This window comes from Mesobacillus subterraneus, from assembly GCF_023715485.1.
GTDB lineage: Bacteria > Bacillota > Bacilli > Bacillales > Cytobacillaceae > Mesobacillus > Mesobacillus subterraneus_B.
This window is the reverse complement of the sequence record NZ_JAMBOF010000012.1, coordinates 1-19,348: the sequence shown is the minus strand read 5'-3', so window position 1 is coordinate 19,348 and position 19,348 is coordinate 1. Positions and strand designations below refer to the sequence as shown.

The 19,348-nt window shown below is 41.1% G+C and carries 19 protein-coding genes; 12 read left to right on the top strand and 7 right to left on the bottom strand.

The window, feature by feature from the left end; translation table 11 throughout:
- Positions 1–57: 57 nt before the first annotated feature.
- The 3 genes from M3204_RS16655 (at position 58) to M3204_RS16645 (ending at position 3,582) form a co-directional block, all read left to right on the top strand.
- On the top strand, positions 58–1,329 hold the full coding sequence (locus M3204_RS16655; protein WP_251484704.1) for a YjiH family protein: 1,272 nt from the start codon (positions 58–60) through the stop codon (positions 1,327–1,329).
- A 160-nt stretch (positions 1,330–1,489) separates the two neighbouring features.
- Positions 1,490–2,671, top strand: coding sequence for an LL-diaminopimelate aminotransferase (locus M3204_RS16650; RefSeq protein ID WP_251484256.1), 1,182 nt, complete (start codon positions 1,490–1,492; stop codon positions 2,669–2,671).
- Between the two features lie 368 nt (positions 2,672–3,039).
- A complete protein-coding gene (locus M3204_RS16645) occupies positions 3,040–3,582 on the top strand; it encodes a hypothetical protein (RefSeq protein WP_251484255.1) in 543 nt (180 codons plus the stop codon).
- Positions 3,583–3,626: 44 nt separating this feature from the next.
- Here M3204_RS16645 and M3204_RS16640 read toward each other — a convergent pair whose 3' ends face one another.
- Positions 3,627–4,466, bottom strand: a complete 840-nt coding sequence (locus M3204_RS16640; RefSeq protein WP_251484254.1) for a DUF2785 domain-containing protein — start codon at positions 4,464–4,466, stop codon at positions 3,627–3,629.
- 136 nt (positions 4,467–4,602) lie between these two features.
- Between M3204_RS16640 and M3204_RS16635 the strand changes: the two genes are divergently transcribed.
- Complete coding sequence (locus M3204_RS16635; protein WP_251484252.1) at positions 4,603–4,896, top strand: hypothetical protein; 294 nt, start codon at positions 4,603–4,605, stop codon at positions 4,894–4,896.
- A gap of 293 nt (positions 4,897–5,189) precedes the next feature.
- On the opposite strand, the gene M3204_RS16630 is transcribed toward M3204_RS16635, so the two are convergent.
- Positions 5,190–6,602 carry a vWA domain-containing protein gene (locus tag M3204_RS16630; protein WP_251484251.1) on the bottom strand — a complete coding sequence of 471 codons (1,413 nt, stop codon included), beginning with the start codon at positions 6,600–6,602 and terminating at the stop codon, positions 5,190–5,192.
- Positions 6,603–6,882: 280 nt separating this feature from the next.
- Here M3204_RS16630 and M3204_RS16625 point away from each other — a divergent pair, with 280 nt between their 5' ends.
- Entirely contained in the window at positions 6,883–7,272 is a 390-nt protein-coding gene (locus tag M3204_RS16625) for a thiol-disulfide oxidoreductase DCC family protein (protein WP_251484250.1), read from the top strand.
- Between the two features lie 359 nt (positions 7,273–7,631).
- Positions 7,632–8,285: a DsbA family oxidoreductase gene (locus tag M3204_RS16620; protein ID WP_353056051.1), complete on the top strand. Its 654-nt coding sequence runs from the start codon at positions 7,632–7,634 to the stop codon at positions 8,283–8,285.
- 133 nt (positions 8,286–8,418) lie between these two features.
- Here M3204_RS16620 and M3204_RS16615 read toward each other — a convergent pair whose 3' ends face one another.
- From M3204_RS16615 to M3204_RS16605, 3 genes are all read right to left on the bottom strand, one after another.
- Entirely contained in the window at positions 8,419–9,528 is a 1,110-nt protein-coding gene (locus M3204_RS16615) for a hypothetical protein (RefSeq protein ID WP_251484732.1), read from the bottom strand.
- 393 nt (positions 9,529–9,921) lie between these two features.
- Entirely contained in the window at positions 9,922–10,431 is a 510-nt protein-coding gene (locus M3204_RS16610; RefSeq protein ID WP_251484249.1) for a ferritin, read from the bottom strand.
- A 358-nt stretch (positions 10,432–10,789) separates the two neighbouring features.
- A complete protein-coding gene (locus M3204_RS16605; RefSeq protein ID WP_251484248.1) occupies positions 10,790–12,115 on the bottom strand; it encodes a DUF3238 domain-containing protein in 1,326 nt (441 codons plus the stop codon).
- A gap of 308 nt (positions 12,116–12,423) precedes the next feature.
- On the opposite strand from M3204_RS16605, the gene M3204_RS16600 reads away from it, so the two are divergent.
- The 4 genes from M3204_RS16600 to M3204_RS16585 all read left to right on the top strand — a co-directional run bounded on the left by M3204_RS16600 (position 12,424) and on the right by M3204_RS16585 (position 16,527).
- Entirely contained in the window at positions 12,424–14,769 is a 2,346-nt protein-coding gene (locus M3204_RS16600) for a WD40/YVTN/BNR-like repeat-containing protein (RefSeq protein WP_251484247.1), read from the top strand.
- 142 nt (positions 14,770–14,911) lie between these two features.
- Positions 14,912–15,094 carry a hypothetical protein gene (locus M3204_RS16595; protein ID WP_251484246.1) on the top strand — a complete coding sequence of 61 codons (183 nt, stop codon included), beginning with the start codon at positions 14,912–14,914 and terminating at the stop codon, positions 15,092–15,094.
- 56 nt (positions 15,095–15,150) lie between these two features.
- Entirely contained in the window at positions 15,151–16,083 is a 933-nt protein-coding gene (locus tag M3204_RS16590; protein WP_251484245.1) for a DMT family transporter, read from the top strand.
- 216 nt (positions 16,084–16,299) lie between these two features.
- The gene (locus tag M3204_RS16585) at positions 16,300–16,527 is read left to right on the top strand and encodes a hypothetical protein (RefSeq protein ID WP_251484244.1); all 228 of its coding nucleotides are present in this window, start codon (positions 16,300–16,302) and stop codon (positions 16,525–16,527) included.
- Between the two features lie 24 nt (positions 16,528–16,551).
- Here the strand turns inward: M3204_RS16585 and M3204_RS16580 are convergent, their stop codons facing one another.
- Entirely contained in the window at positions 16,552–17,361 is an 810-nt protein-coding gene (locus M3204_RS16580; RefSeq protein ID WP_251484240.1) for an extradiol ring-cleavage dioxygenase, read from the bottom strand.
- A 165-nt stretch (positions 17,362–17,526) separates the two neighbouring features.
- On the opposite strand from M3204_RS16580, the gene M3204_RS16575 reads away from it, so the two are divergent.
- Positions 17,527–17,907: a VOC family protein gene (locus tag M3204_RS16575; protein ID WP_251484237.1), complete on the top strand. Its 381-nt coding sequence runs from the start codon at positions 17,527–17,529 to the stop codon at positions 17,905–17,907.
- Positions 17,908–18,044: 137 nt separating this feature from the next.
- On the opposite strand, the gene M3204_RS16570 is transcribed toward M3204_RS16575, so the two are convergent.
- Positions 18,045–18,566 carry a ferritin-like domain-containing protein gene (locus tag M3204_RS16570; RefSeq protein ID WP_251484234.1) on the bottom strand — a complete coding sequence of 174 codons (522 nt, stop codon included), beginning with the start codon at positions 18,564–18,566 and terminating at the stop codon, positions 18,045–18,047.
- Between the two features lie 217 nt (positions 18,567–18,783).
- Between M3204_RS16570 and tatA the strand changes: the two genes are divergently transcribed.
- Positions 18,784–18,978 (top strand): twin-arginine translocase TatA/TatE family subunit, encoded by a 195-nt coding sequence (tatA, locus tag M3204_RS16565; protein WP_251484231.1) that lies wholly within the window; start codon positions 18,784–18,786, stop codon positions 18,976–18,978.
- Positions 18,979–19,348 lie beyond the last annotated feature (370 nt).

Below are 19,348 nucleotides of genomic sequence, written 5' to 3'. Positions count from 1 at the left end.
AACAACCCAGAAGTGAAGGCCGGAAAACAGCCGGAAATACCATCATCAACACTCAGTATGATGAAGTTTTTCATATTTAGTGCGATAGGCATCTTCATGTTTTTTGTTCCAATCACTGTTGGTGAAAAATCATCAATCCCGCTCGACCACCTAGTTACTTGGGTTAATAACACTTTTTCTGCAGCCGTTCCGTATTATGCATTCATTGTTATTTTATTGGGAGCCATTTATCCTTTTTACAGAAAGACGTGGAACAAGAATTCAACGACCATAATTTTTTCTTTGCTAAAGGTACTTGGAGTAGTAGTGGCGTTGATGCTGCTGCTGAAGGTCGGGCCAGCATGGTTATTTGAACCTAGCATGGGACCCTTCCTCTATGAAAAACTAGTCATACCAGTTGGTGTCCTTGTACCGATCGGATCTGTATTTTTGGCGTTGCTTGTTGGCTATGGTTTGCTTGAATTTTTTGGAGTATTGCTGCAGCCAATCATGCGGCCAGTCTGGAAAACACCAGGTAGAGCGGCGGTTGATGCAGTGGCATCCTTTGTAGGGAGCTATTCAATCGGACTTTTGATCACCAACCGTGTTTTCAAGGAAGGCAAATATACAATTAAAGAAGCGACCATTATCGCGACAGGTTTTTCTACCGTTTCTGCTACCTTCATGATCGTAGTCGCGAAAACGTTAGGATTAATGGAGGTTTGGAATACGTATTTCTGGACGACACTAGTCGTTACCTTTCTTGTAACCGCTATCACGGTCAGGTTGCGTCCTTTACGCACGGTTAGTGATGAATACTATGAGGGCAAAGGCTTACCTGAGGAACCTGTGACGGAAAATCGTTTGAAAACAGCGTGGGCTGGTGCAATGAGCGCTTCGAACAAAGCACCTTCTCTTGGAAAAAACATTCTGGATAATTTAAAAGATGGATTCATCATGACGATGGGGATTTTGCCATCGATTCTTTCAGTAGGATTGTTGGGACTTGTTCTAGCGGAATTCACACCGGTGTTTGATCTTATTGGCTACATTTTCTATCCTTTCACATTGATCCTCCAGATACCAGAGCCAATGCTGGCAGCTAAGGCATCCGCTATCGAAATTGCTGAAATGTTCCTGCCTGCTTTGCTTGTAACTGAAGCCCCTATGATCACGAAGTTTGTCATCGGCGTTGTTTCGGTTTCAGCCATTATCTTTTTCTCAGCGCTGATTCCTAGTATTATGTCGACTGAAATTCCGATCAGCCTGCGGAAATTGGTGGTTATCTGGATCCAGAGGACCATCCTGACGCTCATCATTGTAGCGCCGATCGCACATCTTTTGTTTTGATATGGAAGTTATTTAGTGGGCTGCTTAGCAGCTCATTTTTTTATTTTTTTCTAGAACTGAAACCGCGACACTGTTATAATCGAATTTATATTTTAAAAATTTAGAACAATCAACCTCTCTGAAGACAACATGAAAAAATCAAAAGTAAAGGGGAATATCCATGAATCTCTACGGATCAGAAAAGATAAGAAGAATGACCTCCAGTATTTTTCAGGAAGTGGTAGACCGGAAACAGGAAGCGATGTTGAAAGGAAAAGATGTCATCGACCTGAGCATAGGGAGTCCGGATTTTCCGCCGCCTCCATTTGTCGTTGATACTCTGGTTGAATACTCGAAGGATCCAGGCAAATACGGATATACTTTAAAAGGAATAAGTGAATTTAATGAAGCGGTCAAATATTTTTACCAGCAGCGTTATGCTGTTGATCTGGACGATAAAAGGGAAGTCCTTCAGCTGATGGGTTCCCAGGATGGGCTTGCTCACCTCGCGACAGCAATCATTGATCCAGGTGATTATGTTCTTGTGCCTGATCCTGGCTATCCAATCTATGAAGCTAGCGTAACGATCGCTGGGGGCAATATATATCCAATGCCATTGTTAGAGGAAAATAAGTTCCTTCCGCAGCTTCAGGAAATCCCGGTTGAAGTTTTGCAAAAGACGAAAATGATGATTTTAAGCTATCCTGGAAATCCAGTCACAGCGCTGGCTGATCGTCAATTTTTTGAGGGAGTTGTAGAGTTTGCCAAGGTACATAATATTCTGGTAGTCCATGATTTCGCTTATTCGGAATTGATTTATGACGGGAACCCGCGAATCAGTTTCCTATCCGTACCTGGCGCAAAGGAAGTCGGGGTAGAGTTCAACTCACTCTCAAAAACTTTCAATATGGCAGGCTGCCGCATTGGCTATGTGGCTGGCAATTCACAGGTCATTGATATTCTGGCATCATTCAAATCGCATATCGACTATGGAATCTTTTATCCTATTCAAAAAGCGGCAATCGCTGCACTGACTTCTGATTTCTCGTTTCTCGAAGGTCAGCTGAAGCAGTATCAGTCCCGGCGAGATGCTTTGGTGAGTGGTTTTAGAAATAGCGGCTGGGAAGTTGCCAATTCCCCGGCAACAATGTTTGTCTGGGCAAAAATCCCGGCTGGATGGAGTTCCCGCGAGTTTGCGTTCAAGCTCATCGACGAGGAAGGGATTGCAGTTGTTCCAGGAGATGCTTTTGGCAAACAAGGTGAAGGGTATGTAAGGATCGCAATGGTACAGCCGCCAGAACGACTTACCGAGGCAGCCCAGAGAGTGAACCAATTTTTAATGGAGTTTTCAGTGGGTATTTAGCGCTTAAATGAATATCCGTCAGCGAGGCTATCACAATAATCGCTTGCAAAACGGAATTACTGTCCGTCATCCAATCAATGAAGGACAATAATTGATTAGAAAAAGTAAATACCGTCCTTCGTCAGGGCTACACTGAATTGCCTTCCACTATACAAAAGCCAAAGCATTAGTAAGAGGGAGCGGGGCGAGTAAATGACCGGGATAATTATATTAATTGGCAGTATTTTCAGTGTTATTGCAGTTGCTTACGGAAGTAAGATTTGGGGCGGTAAGAAATAATATTGTTTATCATTTGAATATTTGGATAAAATTTGAAACTTTTCAATGGGATTCCCGTATTAAATAGAAACAATTAAGGGGGAGTCTGAATGAAGAAGTTATGGTTTATCCCTATAATCTTAGTGTTATTGCTCTTTGGCTGCCAGCAAAAACAAAACGGTGCTCTCGACACTAGTAAACTGGAGAAGGTTGAGGAAACAGGGGATGCGACGGAAGAGCAATTAAAAAGTATACCGATCACCTATAATGTGCCTTCTTTAAAAGAGGGTTTAAAAGCACTGCCTTTTGAAGTTACACCACCTGAAGATCTCCCTTTTGAAGCTATGCCTTTAAAGATGACGATTGAGGATTTTTCACATGATGGAAAAGAATTAAGAGTCAACTTTGATAGTGTTTCGAAAAAGAAAGATGAATCTATCATATTAATGATCACTGTCCATAATTTTAAAGTGGAATATGCGGAATCATTAGGACAGGAAGTTCAATTATCTGATGGAATAGTTGGATATTATAACGGAACTCTTACCTTTGAAAAAGACGGGCTTTATTATAATATTGGATACACCAATCAAAACATCTCAGCGGAGCAGATTAAAGAAGATACCATAGATATGGCCAATCAAATGTTATAGAAAAAATAATGTAAAAATGCTCAGCTAAGCTGAGCATTTTTAAGTTAATTCAGTTGTTGGGCTTTTAGAATTCCTTCGATTGCCTTCCGGGTCTGAATGCCTTTGTTTAAAAACATTAACCGGAAATAAAGTGATTTCAAAAATTGATTTAAATTGGTGTTCTTCCTAAAGAAGGAAGGGGAATAGCCACTTGTATTCTTCATTTCAATGACTTTATTTGATAGATTAATAACCCATTTTTCTAATAAGATTTCATCCATTCCCTTTTCTAAAAGGGAAGTAATCGCAAAAATAAGTCGTTCATCTTCTTCATCGATATAAGCTTTTTCTTTTAAAATACACCTTCCAATAGTATCAAGGCATTCATTTGCTAAAGTTAGTTCAAACAACGGATGCTTAACCGCTTCATCCAACAAGTCCGCTCCGTGTGCTATACTGTGCGCCCAGCCTTTTTCATCCACGTATCCACGAGTATCTTCTTCTTTATGCAAATATTGAATACTGCTATCGATTGCTTGCAGGACGGTTTCTTCTGAAAGGAATCGAGCTTCGCGATCTTTCCCCAAAATGAGTGCAATAACCAATGTTGAAAAAGCCCTTGTGAATACCGAATCATCCTTAGTCGTACCGATACCTAAAAATAAATGGTTCTGGTCAAGGCAGGTTTCGATTAAATATTTCATTTGTTTATGGTTAAGATAATCCTGTTTAATTAGATAATAAAACGATGTATAAATAAGTTTGTCCCTTAACTCAGGGTCGGTAGAGCCGATATGTTGAACCATTTGTTTAATGAGCGTATTAAGATCCTTGTTTTTTATCGTTTCAGGTATTTTAAAATCCAATTCTTTCATTTCGATCTTTAATTGGTCAGCAGAAATCACTTAAACCCATCCTTCTTTTTAATATAAATACATTTTAACATATTTTACCTTTCGTAATCCCAAAAAAAATAACCATACAATCCCTTGTTAAGAGTAAATTTATCTTTCTTCCATAAACTACGTATGGGTGATAATAATGAGTAAATTAATGTCTGTTTTTCTGTGGATCAGCTGCATCGTGTTATTGTCTTTTGCATATGAAGATTACCTTTACTCGGAATTTGCGGTGGAAACTGTTCAGGGAGTTGTGGAGGATAAGGGAATAGCAAAAACGATCAAGAATACATATGGGAATTTTACTGAGGAATTGGAATATTGGATTCAGTTTAACGGAGAAAAAATTGTTGTCAACAAAGTGGTTTTCGATGGAGTTGAAGATAAGAAAGAAATCAGGGTGAACCGTACAAAACATGGTGTCGTGATAGAATAAAAAAACTCTTGCAGGGCAAGAGTTTGGAGTTAAAGGATTAATTTAGAGGTTTAGCTTCTTTATCAGAAGTGAGTAAAAAGAGGATTGTCCATTCGATGCAAAAAAGGGTGATTCCTAGTATGATATCCATCATTTTCTCTCGCATTTTCACCAGCTCCTTGATGTGGTTACATGCAAATTATAAGGCTAATACAGGAGCTGTGCTTGACTGGAAAGTGAGGATTAGATGAACAAAAAAAGAATAATCGGTGAACAAAAAGCTGGCCCTCAACTCTGAGGGCCAGCTGTGTATTTTACCAAGTATCGCCACGCTCTTTTTTCAGTTCTTTCATTTTAGCTACCCAGTCATCGACGCTTTGCCTGATTTCTTTGCTCTTAGCATCGGCTTTTTCACGGTTCGCTTTGGACATGGCATAATGGAGCTCTTTCATTGCTTCGCTTCGCTCGAATCCCCAGTCTCTTATCTCGGAGTATTGTTCGTCAGTGATCCATTTGTTTTCAGCCATGATTGAGGCTGCATCGATGATTCGATGGGATTCTTTTCTGCCGATAGTCCATAATTCAAGTGGATATTTATCCGCAGTCTTGTATTCTGCGACCATGTCCCATCCGTCCGGAGCCATTGTAAAGGCAAATGCAAGATCTAGGGTGGACGGCAGCCATTCGTACTGAATCGTATTCTTAAGCTCCTCAGGGTTATCAGCTTTAAAATATTCCCCGTTTCCAGCCGCAGCTACTTCTTTCAATTGGTTATCTGCTTTTTCATCTACGTCGAAGCCGATAATGTTCACTGTATTATTGGGGTTCTTTGCAGCAAGATCCTTGCTTGCCTGGACAGGGTCGCCATCACAAGTTTCGGCACCGTCACTGACAATGTAAATCGTTGTGCTTCCCTCATAGCTGCTGCTCATTTCCGCTGCTTTTTGAATGGCACCCGCAAGCGGAGTCCAGCCTTTGCCTTCAAACGCATCGACTGCTTCGTGAAATTGTTCCTTGGAGTATTTGTCCATTGGATAGACCTCTTCAACTCCAGAACAAGAAAGGGTCTTATCAGCATCCGAATCTGAGCCTTTATGGCCATAGACTAGAAGCGAAACCTCGCTTGACTGCCCGATGGTTTTCGCAAAGCTCTTGACAGCATCTTTCGCGATATCCATTTTCACACGGCCGGCTGACTGTTGCACCATGCTCGAGCTTGCATCCAACAGGATGATTGCCTTATCTGCTGCCACTGACTGTTCTCCGTTTTCAGACTTTGTCGGATCAGGCAGATAAGGCTCTTCAAAATAAGGCTCATAAGCAGTTGCACCTTCGATGATTTGTTTATAGTGGGGACTGGCAAGCAATGAGATAAGACCCTTTTTTATCGTTTCAAGGTCATCAGTTTCACTTGCCAATTGTTCAAGCTTTTCAGGAAGCTTGCTCTTCAGTGCAGGATCGAGCTCTGGTGTGTTAAAGCCGATATCCTCAATATCCTTTTCATAGGTCAGGTCAGACATCATCGTCCCCGGCTGCAAGCCTTTCAAGCTTTCCTCGGAAACCTCTAAACTTATATCCGTTAAACCATCAAGTTTGCTTTCCTGTTTTTCTTCCTTAGCAGCCGTTTCCTTTTTGGGTGTTTGTGCTGTCGCTTCTTCCGGTTCATCACTGCACGCCGAAAGAACAAGCGAAATAAGTAACATCATGAATAGCGAATGTCGTTTCACGAATTTCCTCCTCATCTCGAAGTCGGGTATGTATTTAACATCTTTATAGAGTTTAACATGCTTGAGGGATAAATTTGAAGTAATTACCATGAGAGCATTCTATTTGACTGGATCATCTCTCTAACGGACAAAACTAGATGAGAAGAAGCGAGGGAAGGCTATTACGAATAAAAACCGGATCAAAATTATCCATTTAAGAAAATATTGTTTCATTATTACTTTAATGGATAAATGGTAAAATAGAGGTAGCACTCATGTCTTAAATAAGGAGGGATGTAACATGCATCCTGTGATTTTATTTGACGGGGTATGTAATTTTTGTGATGCGAGTGTACAGTTCATCCTGAACAGGGATAAAAAAGAGACGTTCCATTTTGCTTCCCTTCAAAGTGAAGCGGGTCAAAAGTTGCTGGAGAAATACAACGTCCCTGAAAATGTGGACAGTATGATATTGGTTGAGAATGATAAGGTTTATTATAAATCCTCTGCAGCGCTGAGAATCAGCCGCCATCTGGATAGTGCCTGGAAGCTGCTTTATATTTTTATGATTGTTCCAGCGCCGATCAGGAATATTGTGTACGATCTGATAGCTAAAAACCGTTACAAATGGTTCGGGCAAAAGGAAAGCTGCATGCTTCCGCCGCCAGCTGTGAGGAAACGATTTTTGTAATAGTCTGCGTTAAAGTTCATTGTTGATTTTAAGCTCTGTTGATTGGAGTGGAAGGTGCGAAGACTCCTGCGGGATGAACGGGTCAGGGGAGACCCCGCAGGAGTGAAGCGACGAGGAGGCTCCCCGGGCCGCCCGCGGAAAGCGAAGCGCCTGGAACGCAAATCAACAGTCAAGTTTAACAGAGCCTTGTAATAATGAATGGACGGAATTATCCAGAAAGAATATGGGCTTAAAGGGTCCGAATCAAAATACGTGTAATTAATAAGCCCAACTCCTATACTATAAAAGGAAATAAGGAATTGGAGGTAGAAAACATGCATATTGAAATGTGGACAGATTTTGCTTGACCGTTCTGCTATATTGGCAAAAGGCGTCTGGAGGACGCCATTAAGCAGATTGACCATCCAATCGAAGTAACGTACCGATGCTTCGAACTGGATCCAACAATGGGTCGGGAAATAAAACAAAACATATATGAAGCTTTAGCGAAAAAATATGGGATGAGCATTGAGCAGGCAAAAGCAAGCACGCAAAATGTGGTGCAAATGGCGAAGGAAGCTGGATTGGATTATAACATGGATACTCTCATTTTAACCAATACCTTCGATGCACATCGTTTGACGATGTTTGCCAAAACAAAAGGATTAATGCAAGAGATGACTGAACGAATTTTGCAGGCATACTTCACTGAGTCCAAACATATTGGAGATCATGAGACATTAACGGAGTTAGCTGTAGAAGTTGGACTGGAACGGGAAGCAGTAGAAAATATGCTTGCAAGCGATGAGATGGCTGATGCCGTTCGCGCCGATGAGCAAACAGGCAAACAGTATGGCATCACAGGTGTGCCGTTCTTCCTTATTAATAAAAAATACGCACTTAATGGTGCACAGCCAACAGAAGCATTTGTCCAGGCATTGAAAAAAGTCATTGCAGAAAGTGAAATCACTGTCTTAGGCAACCAAGACGGAGAGATTTGTGACGACGATGGATGCGAAATTCCTAAGAAGTAGGAAAGCTTGTTGACTGTTAAAATAACGTCTATAAAAAGAACTAGTCTCGATTTCCAAAATTAATGGAACATGAAGACTAGTTCTTTTTTGAGGTTTATAAAGGCGCTTAAAATAAAGGGAATCACCTTAAAGATTATTCCTGAAATCCAAAAAAGCTTATGGTTACCTGACCATTTCCAATGCCTGCGCCAGCTGTATTGACTTGGTTGGTGCCATTATTTTGGGAGCCGCCACCACCGCCACCGCCAATAAATTCTTCATTGCCGCCAGCGCCACCGCCGCTAAATCCTCCAGCGCCGCCGCCTTCAGCAACCCCGCCGCCACCACCGCCGCCGAAGCTGCCATTGGAATCATTAATTCCGGCACCGCCAGCGCCTCCATTAAATATCGATTGCCCGCCTTCTCCTTCAAAACTGCCGCCATCGCCCAAAGGACTTGGTAAGATTCCTGCGCCGCCGCCAGCGGAGAACGCAGCGGAGGAGCCACCTCTCCCACCTGAACCCCCGTTTCCACCCGGATTTCCGGCAGTGCCATTGCTAGTAAGTGATGCGTTAACTCCAGCGTTTCCTACTACGCTGCTAGCACCGCCGCCACCCCCGGCTGCAACCAAAAGGTTAGCAGGAGTGACAGGGCCATCTCCACGCCAAACAAAACTGCCGCCACCGCCGCCTCCGTTAGAATTACCAGGAGAAGATGAGCCCGTCTGTCCCTGTTGGCCAACTAATATACTCAGCGTATCACCAGGCGTAACCTGGAAATCACCCTGGATGGATGCACCGAGTCCATTGGCTGAAGATCCAATTCCTCCTGCAGCTCCAATTGCCCGGATTGTGGCGGTAGTTGCACCTGCTGGGACAGTCGTTGTGACCACTTCCCCCGTAAAGTTAAATGTTTGTTGTTCTAAAAGCATAGGTGCTGGAAAAGCGGCTATGGGAACGAGATGATCTATTACGGTTTCAAGTTTGAATTCAAGAAGCATTTCCTTCTTTATGACATCCCGAAGAGTTCTTTGGATACTTGAATTAACCTCAAGAAGATCAGCTACAGAAACCTCCGCAGGAGATAACGCAATTCCTGCACCTGGTAATGTTCCGAGAATGAATTGAAGCTTTTCTGCTTCAGCGTTCATGAGATGAGCAAGCGCTAATTCTTCTAAAGCAATCGAACTTAGAAGTAAAGGAACTGTTTGTGCACCATTAACTGAAATCAAGGGGGTAATGTTGGGGATATTTGGGAAAGTCAATTAAAAATTGCTCCTTTCTTATTCTTATCAAATCATGGGTTAAGTTCGCATTGGTTACCCCCTATAGACTATTCAACTATTTATCGATGAACTAGTTATTGCACCTATTGGACAAACAAATTAATTATAAGACTCTGCCCATTCGATTCATAAACAAGCCACTAAATGCAAAGTGAAACATTAAAGGGGGGGGAGAACTGGCAAAAAAGGGGGTTATTTACATTGGTGGTGTTCACAAACAGGACAGTGTTCTAACAGGTGATTGTATACTTGGAATGCAGAAAACCCTACCTTTCTATGCAGATAGGTAGGGTTATTCATGAGGGCATTTAAACTAAAATTTACAAACGGATTCATAAATCATGCAATTGTTATTCAAAATTTGTAATGAATTTAACCTGCTGCCGGAGCAGTAGTTGTATTTGTCCTGGCACCTAATTCCTGATCTATCTGTATGAGAGCAGAAGAGTTATTGTCAGCAAGTTTAAGACGATCAATAATTGTCTTAGCCTGTGCTTCTTCGTCTATTTGTTCCCGCAAGAAGTCTTGAATAATTAAAGCAGCCTGAGGATCCGTTTGATTGGCGTAATTATAGGCTTGGCGGTAAGCATTAGTAACAAATTGTTCATGAGCTAACACCTTTTCAAAGGTCTCTAATGGTGTACCAAAGTCACTAGGCTGAGCTGGCAGGCTAGTGAGTTGTACAATGCCATCCCGATTCACGACAAAATCAATCAAGGTAAGCATGTGAGTTCTTTCTTCCTCTGATTGCAGCCGCAGCCAATGTGCCATACCTGTAAAGTTTAATCTGCCCATGTAAGCGGACATAGCAAGATATAATGTTGTTGAAACATGTTCAATTTGTATTAAACTATTAAATAATCTTTGAAGATCCAAATTCATTTTTCTTCACCTCTAATTTAAAAAAATCCTTCCCGTTTAGTGTAAAAAAAATGATTAGGAAAGTACCTTGTATACATAATTTAAGGCATAGTGCGTTCACATGATGATTATACGTGTGTTATTAATGCCATTACCCAAAAGAAAAAGTAGTTGTTGGATATTTTTTTCAGTCTTTGTGAAGCCGTATTGATTTTTTGTGCTGCCTGCAGGCTAAAAGGTGCGTACACTACAATAAGTAAGACCGCTTTATTTTAAAAGATTTCTAATTAGCGTTAACCCTATCATTTTATAGAATTAAACCAGTACTTTTCATAAAGAAGAGACCATCAAAAACGATGGTCCTCTTTTGTGTTAACATTTATTTTGTAAAGGTTGAGTAACGCCAATAGTGGTTTGCCATTGTGTTTGCCATCATCTCGAGACCTTTGCTTTCTGCCTGATGGATTACTTGCCAGTTTTCGGTACCGGGTTCCTTAAGATAGATTTCGTGATTAGGTGCCTGGTCGTGGATGCCTACTATATCAAATTCGCTATCTTTATAAAATGTTCCGCATAGCAGATAATCAATCGCAGGGGAGACTACTAATGGATTGCTGACAGAATGGCTCAGGTAGAACATGATTTTTCCATCGTCAGTAAGTACTTTCTCCAATTTTATATCTTTGTCCGATGCGCTTGCATCTTCAATATGCTGATGATTTTTGGTAAAAGCTTCGGTTTTGCCAGTCTCCTTGCTTAGCAGTGCAGAGGGATTCAACGAATCGATGAACACATCAGCTCTCGTTCGGAAGTTTGGAGATTCGGGATCAAATGAGCGATGATCGCCTTTGAAATATTGGTCTGCTGAAGCAGAATTTGGATTTTTTAAGTATTCCTCCTTTAAAAAAGTTGTATAGCGCAGCTGCCATAGGCCTTCACTGTTTTTCTGGTTTGAATCTATTGGCTTTAGTAGTTGATTGATAGCCCCGATCTTCTTGGTAATTGAAAACTCTTCTTCAGCGGCCATTTCAGTAGAAGAATCTTTCTTTATCGCACCTACGGCGTTTGCCACAAGTGATTTGACTTCCCATTTCAATTGATCTGAACGCTGAAGTGGCCGCTTGGCCTTGATTGTATAAGTGAACTCCTCATTTTCATCCAGGTTCTGGTCGGTAAATGAACAGCAATGTATCGTTTCAAGTTTCACGCCATTGCGATAAATCGTATATTCTGATACTCCTTCAATTGGCTCCCATTCTAGACCAACCTGGTTTTTAGCAATAATGGTAGTTAGGAGCAGGTCTTGTAAAATGTTCTCTCTTTCCTTGTAATCAACTGATGTCGTCGTCTGGATTTTCATTCTTTCTTCCACATTCCCATGTTCATCGAGCTTTTCGATACAGTAGGTGTATAGAGTGCCAGGAACAAGATTTTGATCGACCAGCTTTGGTTCAAGCCCTTCGTAAATAAGTTCATGATCCCTAAACGCACGGTAATGGCCGCCATGTCCCGGCCATGCTAATTTGATGGTTTTGGCACTTAGCTTTATCGCTTTTAACAATCTCGAATGTGATGATCCAGCCGTCTTACGCCGCCGATTAAGCGAAACGGCATAAAGAGTTCCTGCGATTCCTAAAGCAGTAAGAGGCAAAGCCATACCTGACCTTCTGTTCTTCTTTGTTTTTACCTGTCTTTCAGTCTTCATGAATCCACCACCTCCAGATTTTTCAAACTAACCCATGCCAATTGTTTACCCGTTATACGTAAGGAGAACACTCGATAAAATAGCTATCCAGAATATGACAAATAGACTATAGGATTCAATCCAATTCATAAAATGAAATGGGGATATGGAAACATTTTCAAAAAATAAGCAGGGGACAAAGTATCAAAATATTCAAAAAATATTGATTTAATTCGATATCCGTAATATTATAAGCTATCGATTTGGAAAGGGGGAGAGAGCACTTATTACTATTGCATTACATAAATGAACGAAGGAGGAGAAGTTCCGTGAAAGCAAAACATTGGTCAATTATTTTAGCATTCGCAATTCTGCTCGTTATCTCGGTATCTATGTTCGATTTTAATGAATCTGCAACCCAGGTGGCAAAACCGGAAGAAAATAAGATAAAGGAAGAGACGAAGGAAAAAGAATTATTGGTAGAGGAAGAAGGATTTGTAGAAAAGGGTCCAGGCAAACGCGATGATTGGTTCATGACCCAAAAAGGCTATGAAGAAGAAGCTATACCTCGAGATGCTTTTAGGAAAGCGACTGAAGAAGCAAAAGCTTTAAGAGCTGTTACCTCTAAGGAAGCTCCAGGCGCTCTTAATCAAAAATGGTCATTCAATGCCCCTAGTAATATTGGCGGAAGGGTAGTAGATGTTGTTGTAGATCCAAAACATGACAATACCATTTATATTGCTGCCGCTTCTGGCGGAGTTTGGAAAAGTACTGATGCAGGCGATACTTTCCAGACAGCATGGGATGATGATAACTCACAAGCTATGGGGGCCCTTGCAATCAGCAGTGACGGGACTTTATTTGCTGGAACCGGTGAAGCAAATCCAGGTGGAGGAAGTGTCGTTTATGGAGGGACTGGTTTGTTCCGTTCCAAGGACGGTGGTCAAACATGGGAATCCATTGGTCTAAAGGAGTCCGGTTCAATTGGACGGATTTACATTGATCCTGAAAATCCAAATCAAATTTTTGTTGCAGCTGCTGGTCCATTGTTCTATGGTGGCGGTGAACGCGGATTGTACAGGTCTCTTGATGGCGGTGATACTTGGGAACTGGTACTTAAAGGAGAAAACGATACAACAGGCGTAGTGGATGTAGTGATAGACCCTCAGAATACGGACCGAGTATACGCAGCTGCGTGGGATCGAATCCGCAAGCCTAACCATAGACAATATGGTGGAAGTGGATCAGCAATTTATTATTCTGAAGACGGCGGAGAAAATTGGACCAAATCGGAGGAAGGACTTCCTTCAGAAGAAAAAGGAAGAATTGGACTGGCAGTATCATCAACTGAGTCAGGAAAGGTATATGCGACAGTCATTAAGCCGGACGGGTATTTCGAGGGTTTTTATACAAGTAATGACTACGCGCAAACATGGACAAAGGTACCGCATCATGCCCAGCTTGCGAGTTCTCAGTCCTCGTTCGGATGGTGGTTCGGCCGTAATTATGTAGACCCTCAAGATGGTAATCACATCTTCGTTTCTGGTGTCAGCCTTATGGAATCCAAAGATGGAGGCAAAACCTGGGCTCCTTCGAACGGCAGAGCAGTCCATGCTGATCAACATTCCATGGCATGGGATCCAAAAAAAGCGGGACGTGTCTACTTAGGTAACGATGGTGGAGTTTACCGTTCTGAAGAAAATGGTCTTGTAACTGGAAATTGGCAAAAAGCTACGTATGAGCCATATACACAATTTTACACACTTGATGTAAGCCACCAGGATCCAACTAGAATTTCCGGTGGGACACAAGACAATGGTTCCAACCGTTCATGGGGAAAAGATGGGTGGAACAATTATTATGGCGGTGATGGTCTGATGAATGCCATCAATCCTGAAAATCAAGATATTGTTTTTGCTTGTTACCAATACGGAAACTGTGCCCGTTCAGACAACGGGGGAGACACAATGACATCGTTCACAAAACAGACAGTCTCAGATAGACGAAACTGGCTGACACCATTAGTGTTTGATCCAAGCGATCCTTCTATTATGTATTACGGTGGAAATATCATTAATCGTTCCACTGATCACGGAAAAACATGGGAAGCAATCAGTCCAAGCCTCTCGGATGGTGTAAGCAATGATGCCTACCCATACGGTACCCTTACTACAATAGCAGTCTCTAAATCTGACAGTAATGTAATCTATGCCGGAACAGATGATGGCAAACTCTGGACGACAAAGGACCTAGGAAAAAACTGGACAGAGTTAAAGGATAAGACCCTTCCAACAAAATGGGTTACGAGACTTGCTGTTGATTATAAAAATGAAGATATCGTCTATGCGGCATTCTCAGGATTCAGGACTGGGGATAATGCGGCACATGTTGTAAAGAGTAATGATGGAGGGGAAACATGGCAGAATATTAGCAGCAACCTGCCTGATGCTCCGGTAAATGACATTGTGATTAATCCGAAAAATCGTAACACATTATACGCTGCGACAGATGTAGGAGTATTTGTATCACCAAATGGAGGAAAAAAGTGGTACGCTCTTGGAGAAGGAATTCCAACGATTCCGGTTACGGATTTATCTTATCATGAAGCAACAGGTGTGTTATATGCTGCTACATTTGGAAGAGGGATATATCAGGTAGAATTGAAAGGCTGGTAAGATATTGTGGAACCCAGGAGTACTGATCCTGGGTTCTTTAATTTGGATTAAAACGAGTCTATCATTCACAGAATAATTTTCGTCGGTAAGGCCTGTTTTTATATGGTAGAATAATAATTAGTTAAAATTAGGAGATGGTCACATGGAAACTAGCAAACACTTATATAAAGAAGGAACCTACCGCTTTTGGCTGGATACAGAGACAGGCTCTCTTCGTATTAAATTTGATGGGAATAAAGAGCTGTATACGATTCCTAAAGATTCGAAACTTTATGACCGGCTTATCGCTGACTTTTTCAGTCAAACTGCTGATCAGGAAAAGTAGTACGGTTATAATCGGTACCATAGTTGCCTACATATGAAAGGTTAGGTGATTTTTTTATGCTGCGATTAAAAGGGATACTTATGATTGTGCTTGGGGCTATGTTGTGGGGGATGACCGGGTCAATTACTGAATGGGTTTTGGCCAATACTGATTTGTCGGTACCTTTTATCCTTACGGTTCGATTAATCATAGCTGGAGGCAGTATTTTGGCTTACTTAGCTTTTAAAAAGGAAGATATTTTCACTGTAGTAAAAACGCCATACTGGAGGAATCAGGTGATTCTTTTCAGTGTTTTCGGGATGGTAGGCTTGCAGTTCACCTTCTCGATGGCGATTGAAACGAGCAATGCAGTAGTCGCTACATTACTGCAATTTTCGGCTCCAATTTTTGTTGTGCTGTACGTATCCTTCTCCCATAAAAAATGGCCGCCGCGTTTTCAAACGATTGGGATAGCGGGAACTTTGGTAGGTCTGTTTTTATTATTGACGAACGGGTCTTTAAGCAGCTTATTGGTCAGTACAGAGGCATTGTTATGGGGTGTGGCAGTCGGTCTGACTTTTGCATTCTATACATTATACCCATCGCGGTTAATGAAGGAATATAGCGTACTGACGATTGTCGGCTGGAGCATGCTGATTGGCGGTATCATGCTTGGTATTGTAAATCGGGTTTGGCAGTCTGCTGAATGGTCGATTATAGGGCAGCCAAAAATGATTTTCATCATGGTGATCTTAATATTCTTTGGAACATTAGCGTTTCTATTGTTCTTAAGCAGCATGAATTATATCAGCGCCGTTGAGACCAGCATCCTTTCAAGCGTGGAGCCGTTGACTGTGATGATCATTTCTGTCATTTGGTTCGATACGATGCTGCAGAATGTCCAGATGCTTGGTGCGATGATCATGCTGACTTTCGTTACATGGCTGTCGATCGGCGGAAATAAAGTAGCGGTAGAAGGAAAAAACACTTCTGAACGTTTAAATTCTTAAGCATTTAGGGAACCAGCAGTGGTTCTCTATTTATATTAAGGTTTAGTTAATGGGATAAGTGGCGGCAAAATATTATTTAGTAAATCTCAGAGTTTCTTGTGTTGATTATTAATCCCTTCTATGAGTAATAAAGGGATAAATGACACTTAATAAGGGTAATGATAAAAGAATAAATGCATGAATGCAAAATCTCATAAGTGACATAGGAGAATGATAATGGAACAATATGAAATCAAAAACATGATCATTGATGATGAATCCAACGGACAGGAACATGTAACCGTCGAATTCACTCTCGAGGAAAAGCAATACAGTATCACTTTTGATAAATCAGACCTGGAAATCATCAATGCCTGGTTGTTCGAGAATGGATCGTCGGTTCCGGCAAACTTATCCGAACAAATCATCGAATCGGTAAGAGAAGAAGTAAAAAAGAAAATCTAGTCACCTGGACTAGATTTTTTTTGATTATGTAAAATAACCTGCGCAAATTAAGCCGAAATAAGTTGGTGCTTCATATGACAGAAATTCGATTTTTCTTTCTTCAGGAGGAATCGCTCCTGCAAGGATGAGGGTTTGCCAGATTCCATCTGGTTTAGCAGCGTCTATAAAATTCTCTTCAAAATCAGCCATTTTTTCTAACCTGTTTGATTTTATGAGTTCAACTGCTTGCTCATCAAATTGCTTTGCAGCTGGGTGAAAACCGTATGGACCTCGTTCATCATGAGCATGTGCCCAGTCGCAGCTTGCAATCAATCCAACTCGCCGGCCTGTCTGCTCGACAGCCTTTCGAAGGGAGTTTCCAAAATCGAGATGCTGTTGAAAGCTGAGGTCTCTAGATGGTGTAATGACAACAATCGGCACATCTGGCATAAAGCGAAGCGGTACGATTGCACCCCAGTCCAGTGGCAGGCACGAAATCGGTCCCTCGGATGTTCCGTAATTTATCGTCGAAGACGGACGTCCATTTTTACTGGCTTCCTCATTAATTCTTCTCGCTAAATCCCGTGCCACACGTCTTTCCATTCGAAATGATGCCTCATTTTCCTCAACGAAACCTGCCATTCTTTCGGAATCGGCAATGGAAAATCGCCCATTAATTCTTGTCCCATGTGGGGTAAGGAGGATAATGCAATCTGGCTTAGCATCTGCCATGTATTGGCCAAGCTTAACCATACTTTTTCTCGTTATAGCCATCCTGTCGGGCATGGATCCTTCTAATTCAGGAATAATCTCACCGCCATGCGGAGCAATACAAGCGAAAACAAATGGATTCATTTCCAAACCACCTTATGTTGTTTACATTGGTAATTGGATGCCAAACAATAAAATTCCTTCTGAAAACGAAATAGTTTTAAAAAACATTATATTTATTAAATATTCTAAATTCTCCAGTGTTAAAAGTGTTATAATTTTAAGAGAATGCATAAGGGAGGGTAATAAATGATTAATAAAGTCGGCCAAATTATGTTGTATGTACATAACCAGGATGAGGCAGTTAATTTTTGGACGGAAAAAGTAGGGTTTAGTATAATTTCCGACGAAAATAACGGTCAGGGAATGAGATGGATTGAAATCGCGCCATCAAAGGATGCAGAGACAAGTATTATCCTGCACAATAAGGAATTAGTAGCACAAATGTCGCCTGGATTAAATCTTGGTACACCTTCGCTAATGTTTTTCTCGGAAAACCTTGATCAATTACATAGCAAATTATCAGATAAAAACATCACAGTCGGTGAAATTGTAAATATGCCTTCTGGAAGAGTATTCAACTTTGCAGATCGCGAAGAAAATTACTTTGCCGTAATGGAAAAAAAGTAGTCATAAATAAATTGGGAATAATATATCCTGAATTTGCGCTGCTGCCCTTTAAGGGCTTTTTTAGTTTGTTTCACAAAATAAAAAACAAAGCAAATCCAAATGGAATCACTCTACTGATTTTTTATTTACAGCTCCGCTTATTCTCCTCTTCCCAATCCTCTCCTAAATGCCTGCAAGTGATTTTTAGTGGCGTCGCCTAGCTGAGTGAATACAGTTTTGACATCCTCTGGAAGGGAAGGTATCGCTTTTAGCTTGTCATACATGGCTATATTGTCGACTTCGCCTTCGACTCCTTGCTGGAAGGCTTCTTTTAATGTAGCTGGCGCGGAAGCATACTGGTTAGCATTATCCTCGGGTACATTGACATTATACTTTTTAAATAACGGCAAAAGTGCAGCGATATGCCGCTGTTCGGCTACGACAATATTGCTAAAAGGCCGGATCGATCCGAATTTATTCAATATGGCACTGTATCTAGCCTTTGCAAGGTACTCATCCTGGATGGCATAAACAAGTGCCTCCTCCAAAGTGATCGAGCTGTCCTGAAGTGCACCTTTTGCGCCGAAGTCTGCCGGAACCTCGGTTTCAGCTAGAGCAGCACTGGTGAATGCATGCAACAAAAATAAACTGGCCAAGATTATAGTAAGTTTCCTTTTCAATTAAATCTCTCCTTTTAACGAATTTGCTTGTTATTTTTTCCAAAATAGTTTGTTTAATGTGTGAAAGTAAGAACAGGAACTAATAAAACAGAAATACGGGCAAGAGGGATTTTTGTTGCATAAGTAATAGTAAGTTAGGCGATCAATTTCGTTATGGGTTCAATTTCAATTCGTTTTTCGTTATAATGGACGTATCTTTTCAATAGGAGACGATTTAATGCTTTCAAATATAGGTTTTCCAGGACTAATCCTTATTCTAGTGATTGCGCTGATTATCTTTGGACCGAACAAACTGCCCGAAATTGGGAGAGCAGTGGGGAAGTCCATGCGTGAGTTCAAAAAGGCAACAGAAGGTATCACTGATGATATAAAGAAGGAAATTAGAGAAGACGTTAATGATACAAAGAAATAATAATTGTTGCCGATTTGTTTAACGGGATCTGTTTTCGTGTACAAAAACAAAATTATTCACCATTTAGCAGTCCAATTCTTCACTGAATTGGACTGCTTTTTTTTATTGATATAACGGGAATTTTAAGTAAGATAAAGATAAATTAGAATACCAATTATCATTCTTTATTCACAGGAGAACAGAAGGTTTTTTGGATATTTATGTTAAAATGAAAAGAAAAACTTTATTCAGCTAAGGGGCAGGTTAGCATTCCTGTAGATCGCTATTTTTGAGCTTTGAAAAAAATAGGGCTCCTCAGTAAGATATGAGTAAGACACGACTCTAACTCAAACTTAGGAGGAACCCTTACTATGAAGTTTAAAATGCAGGA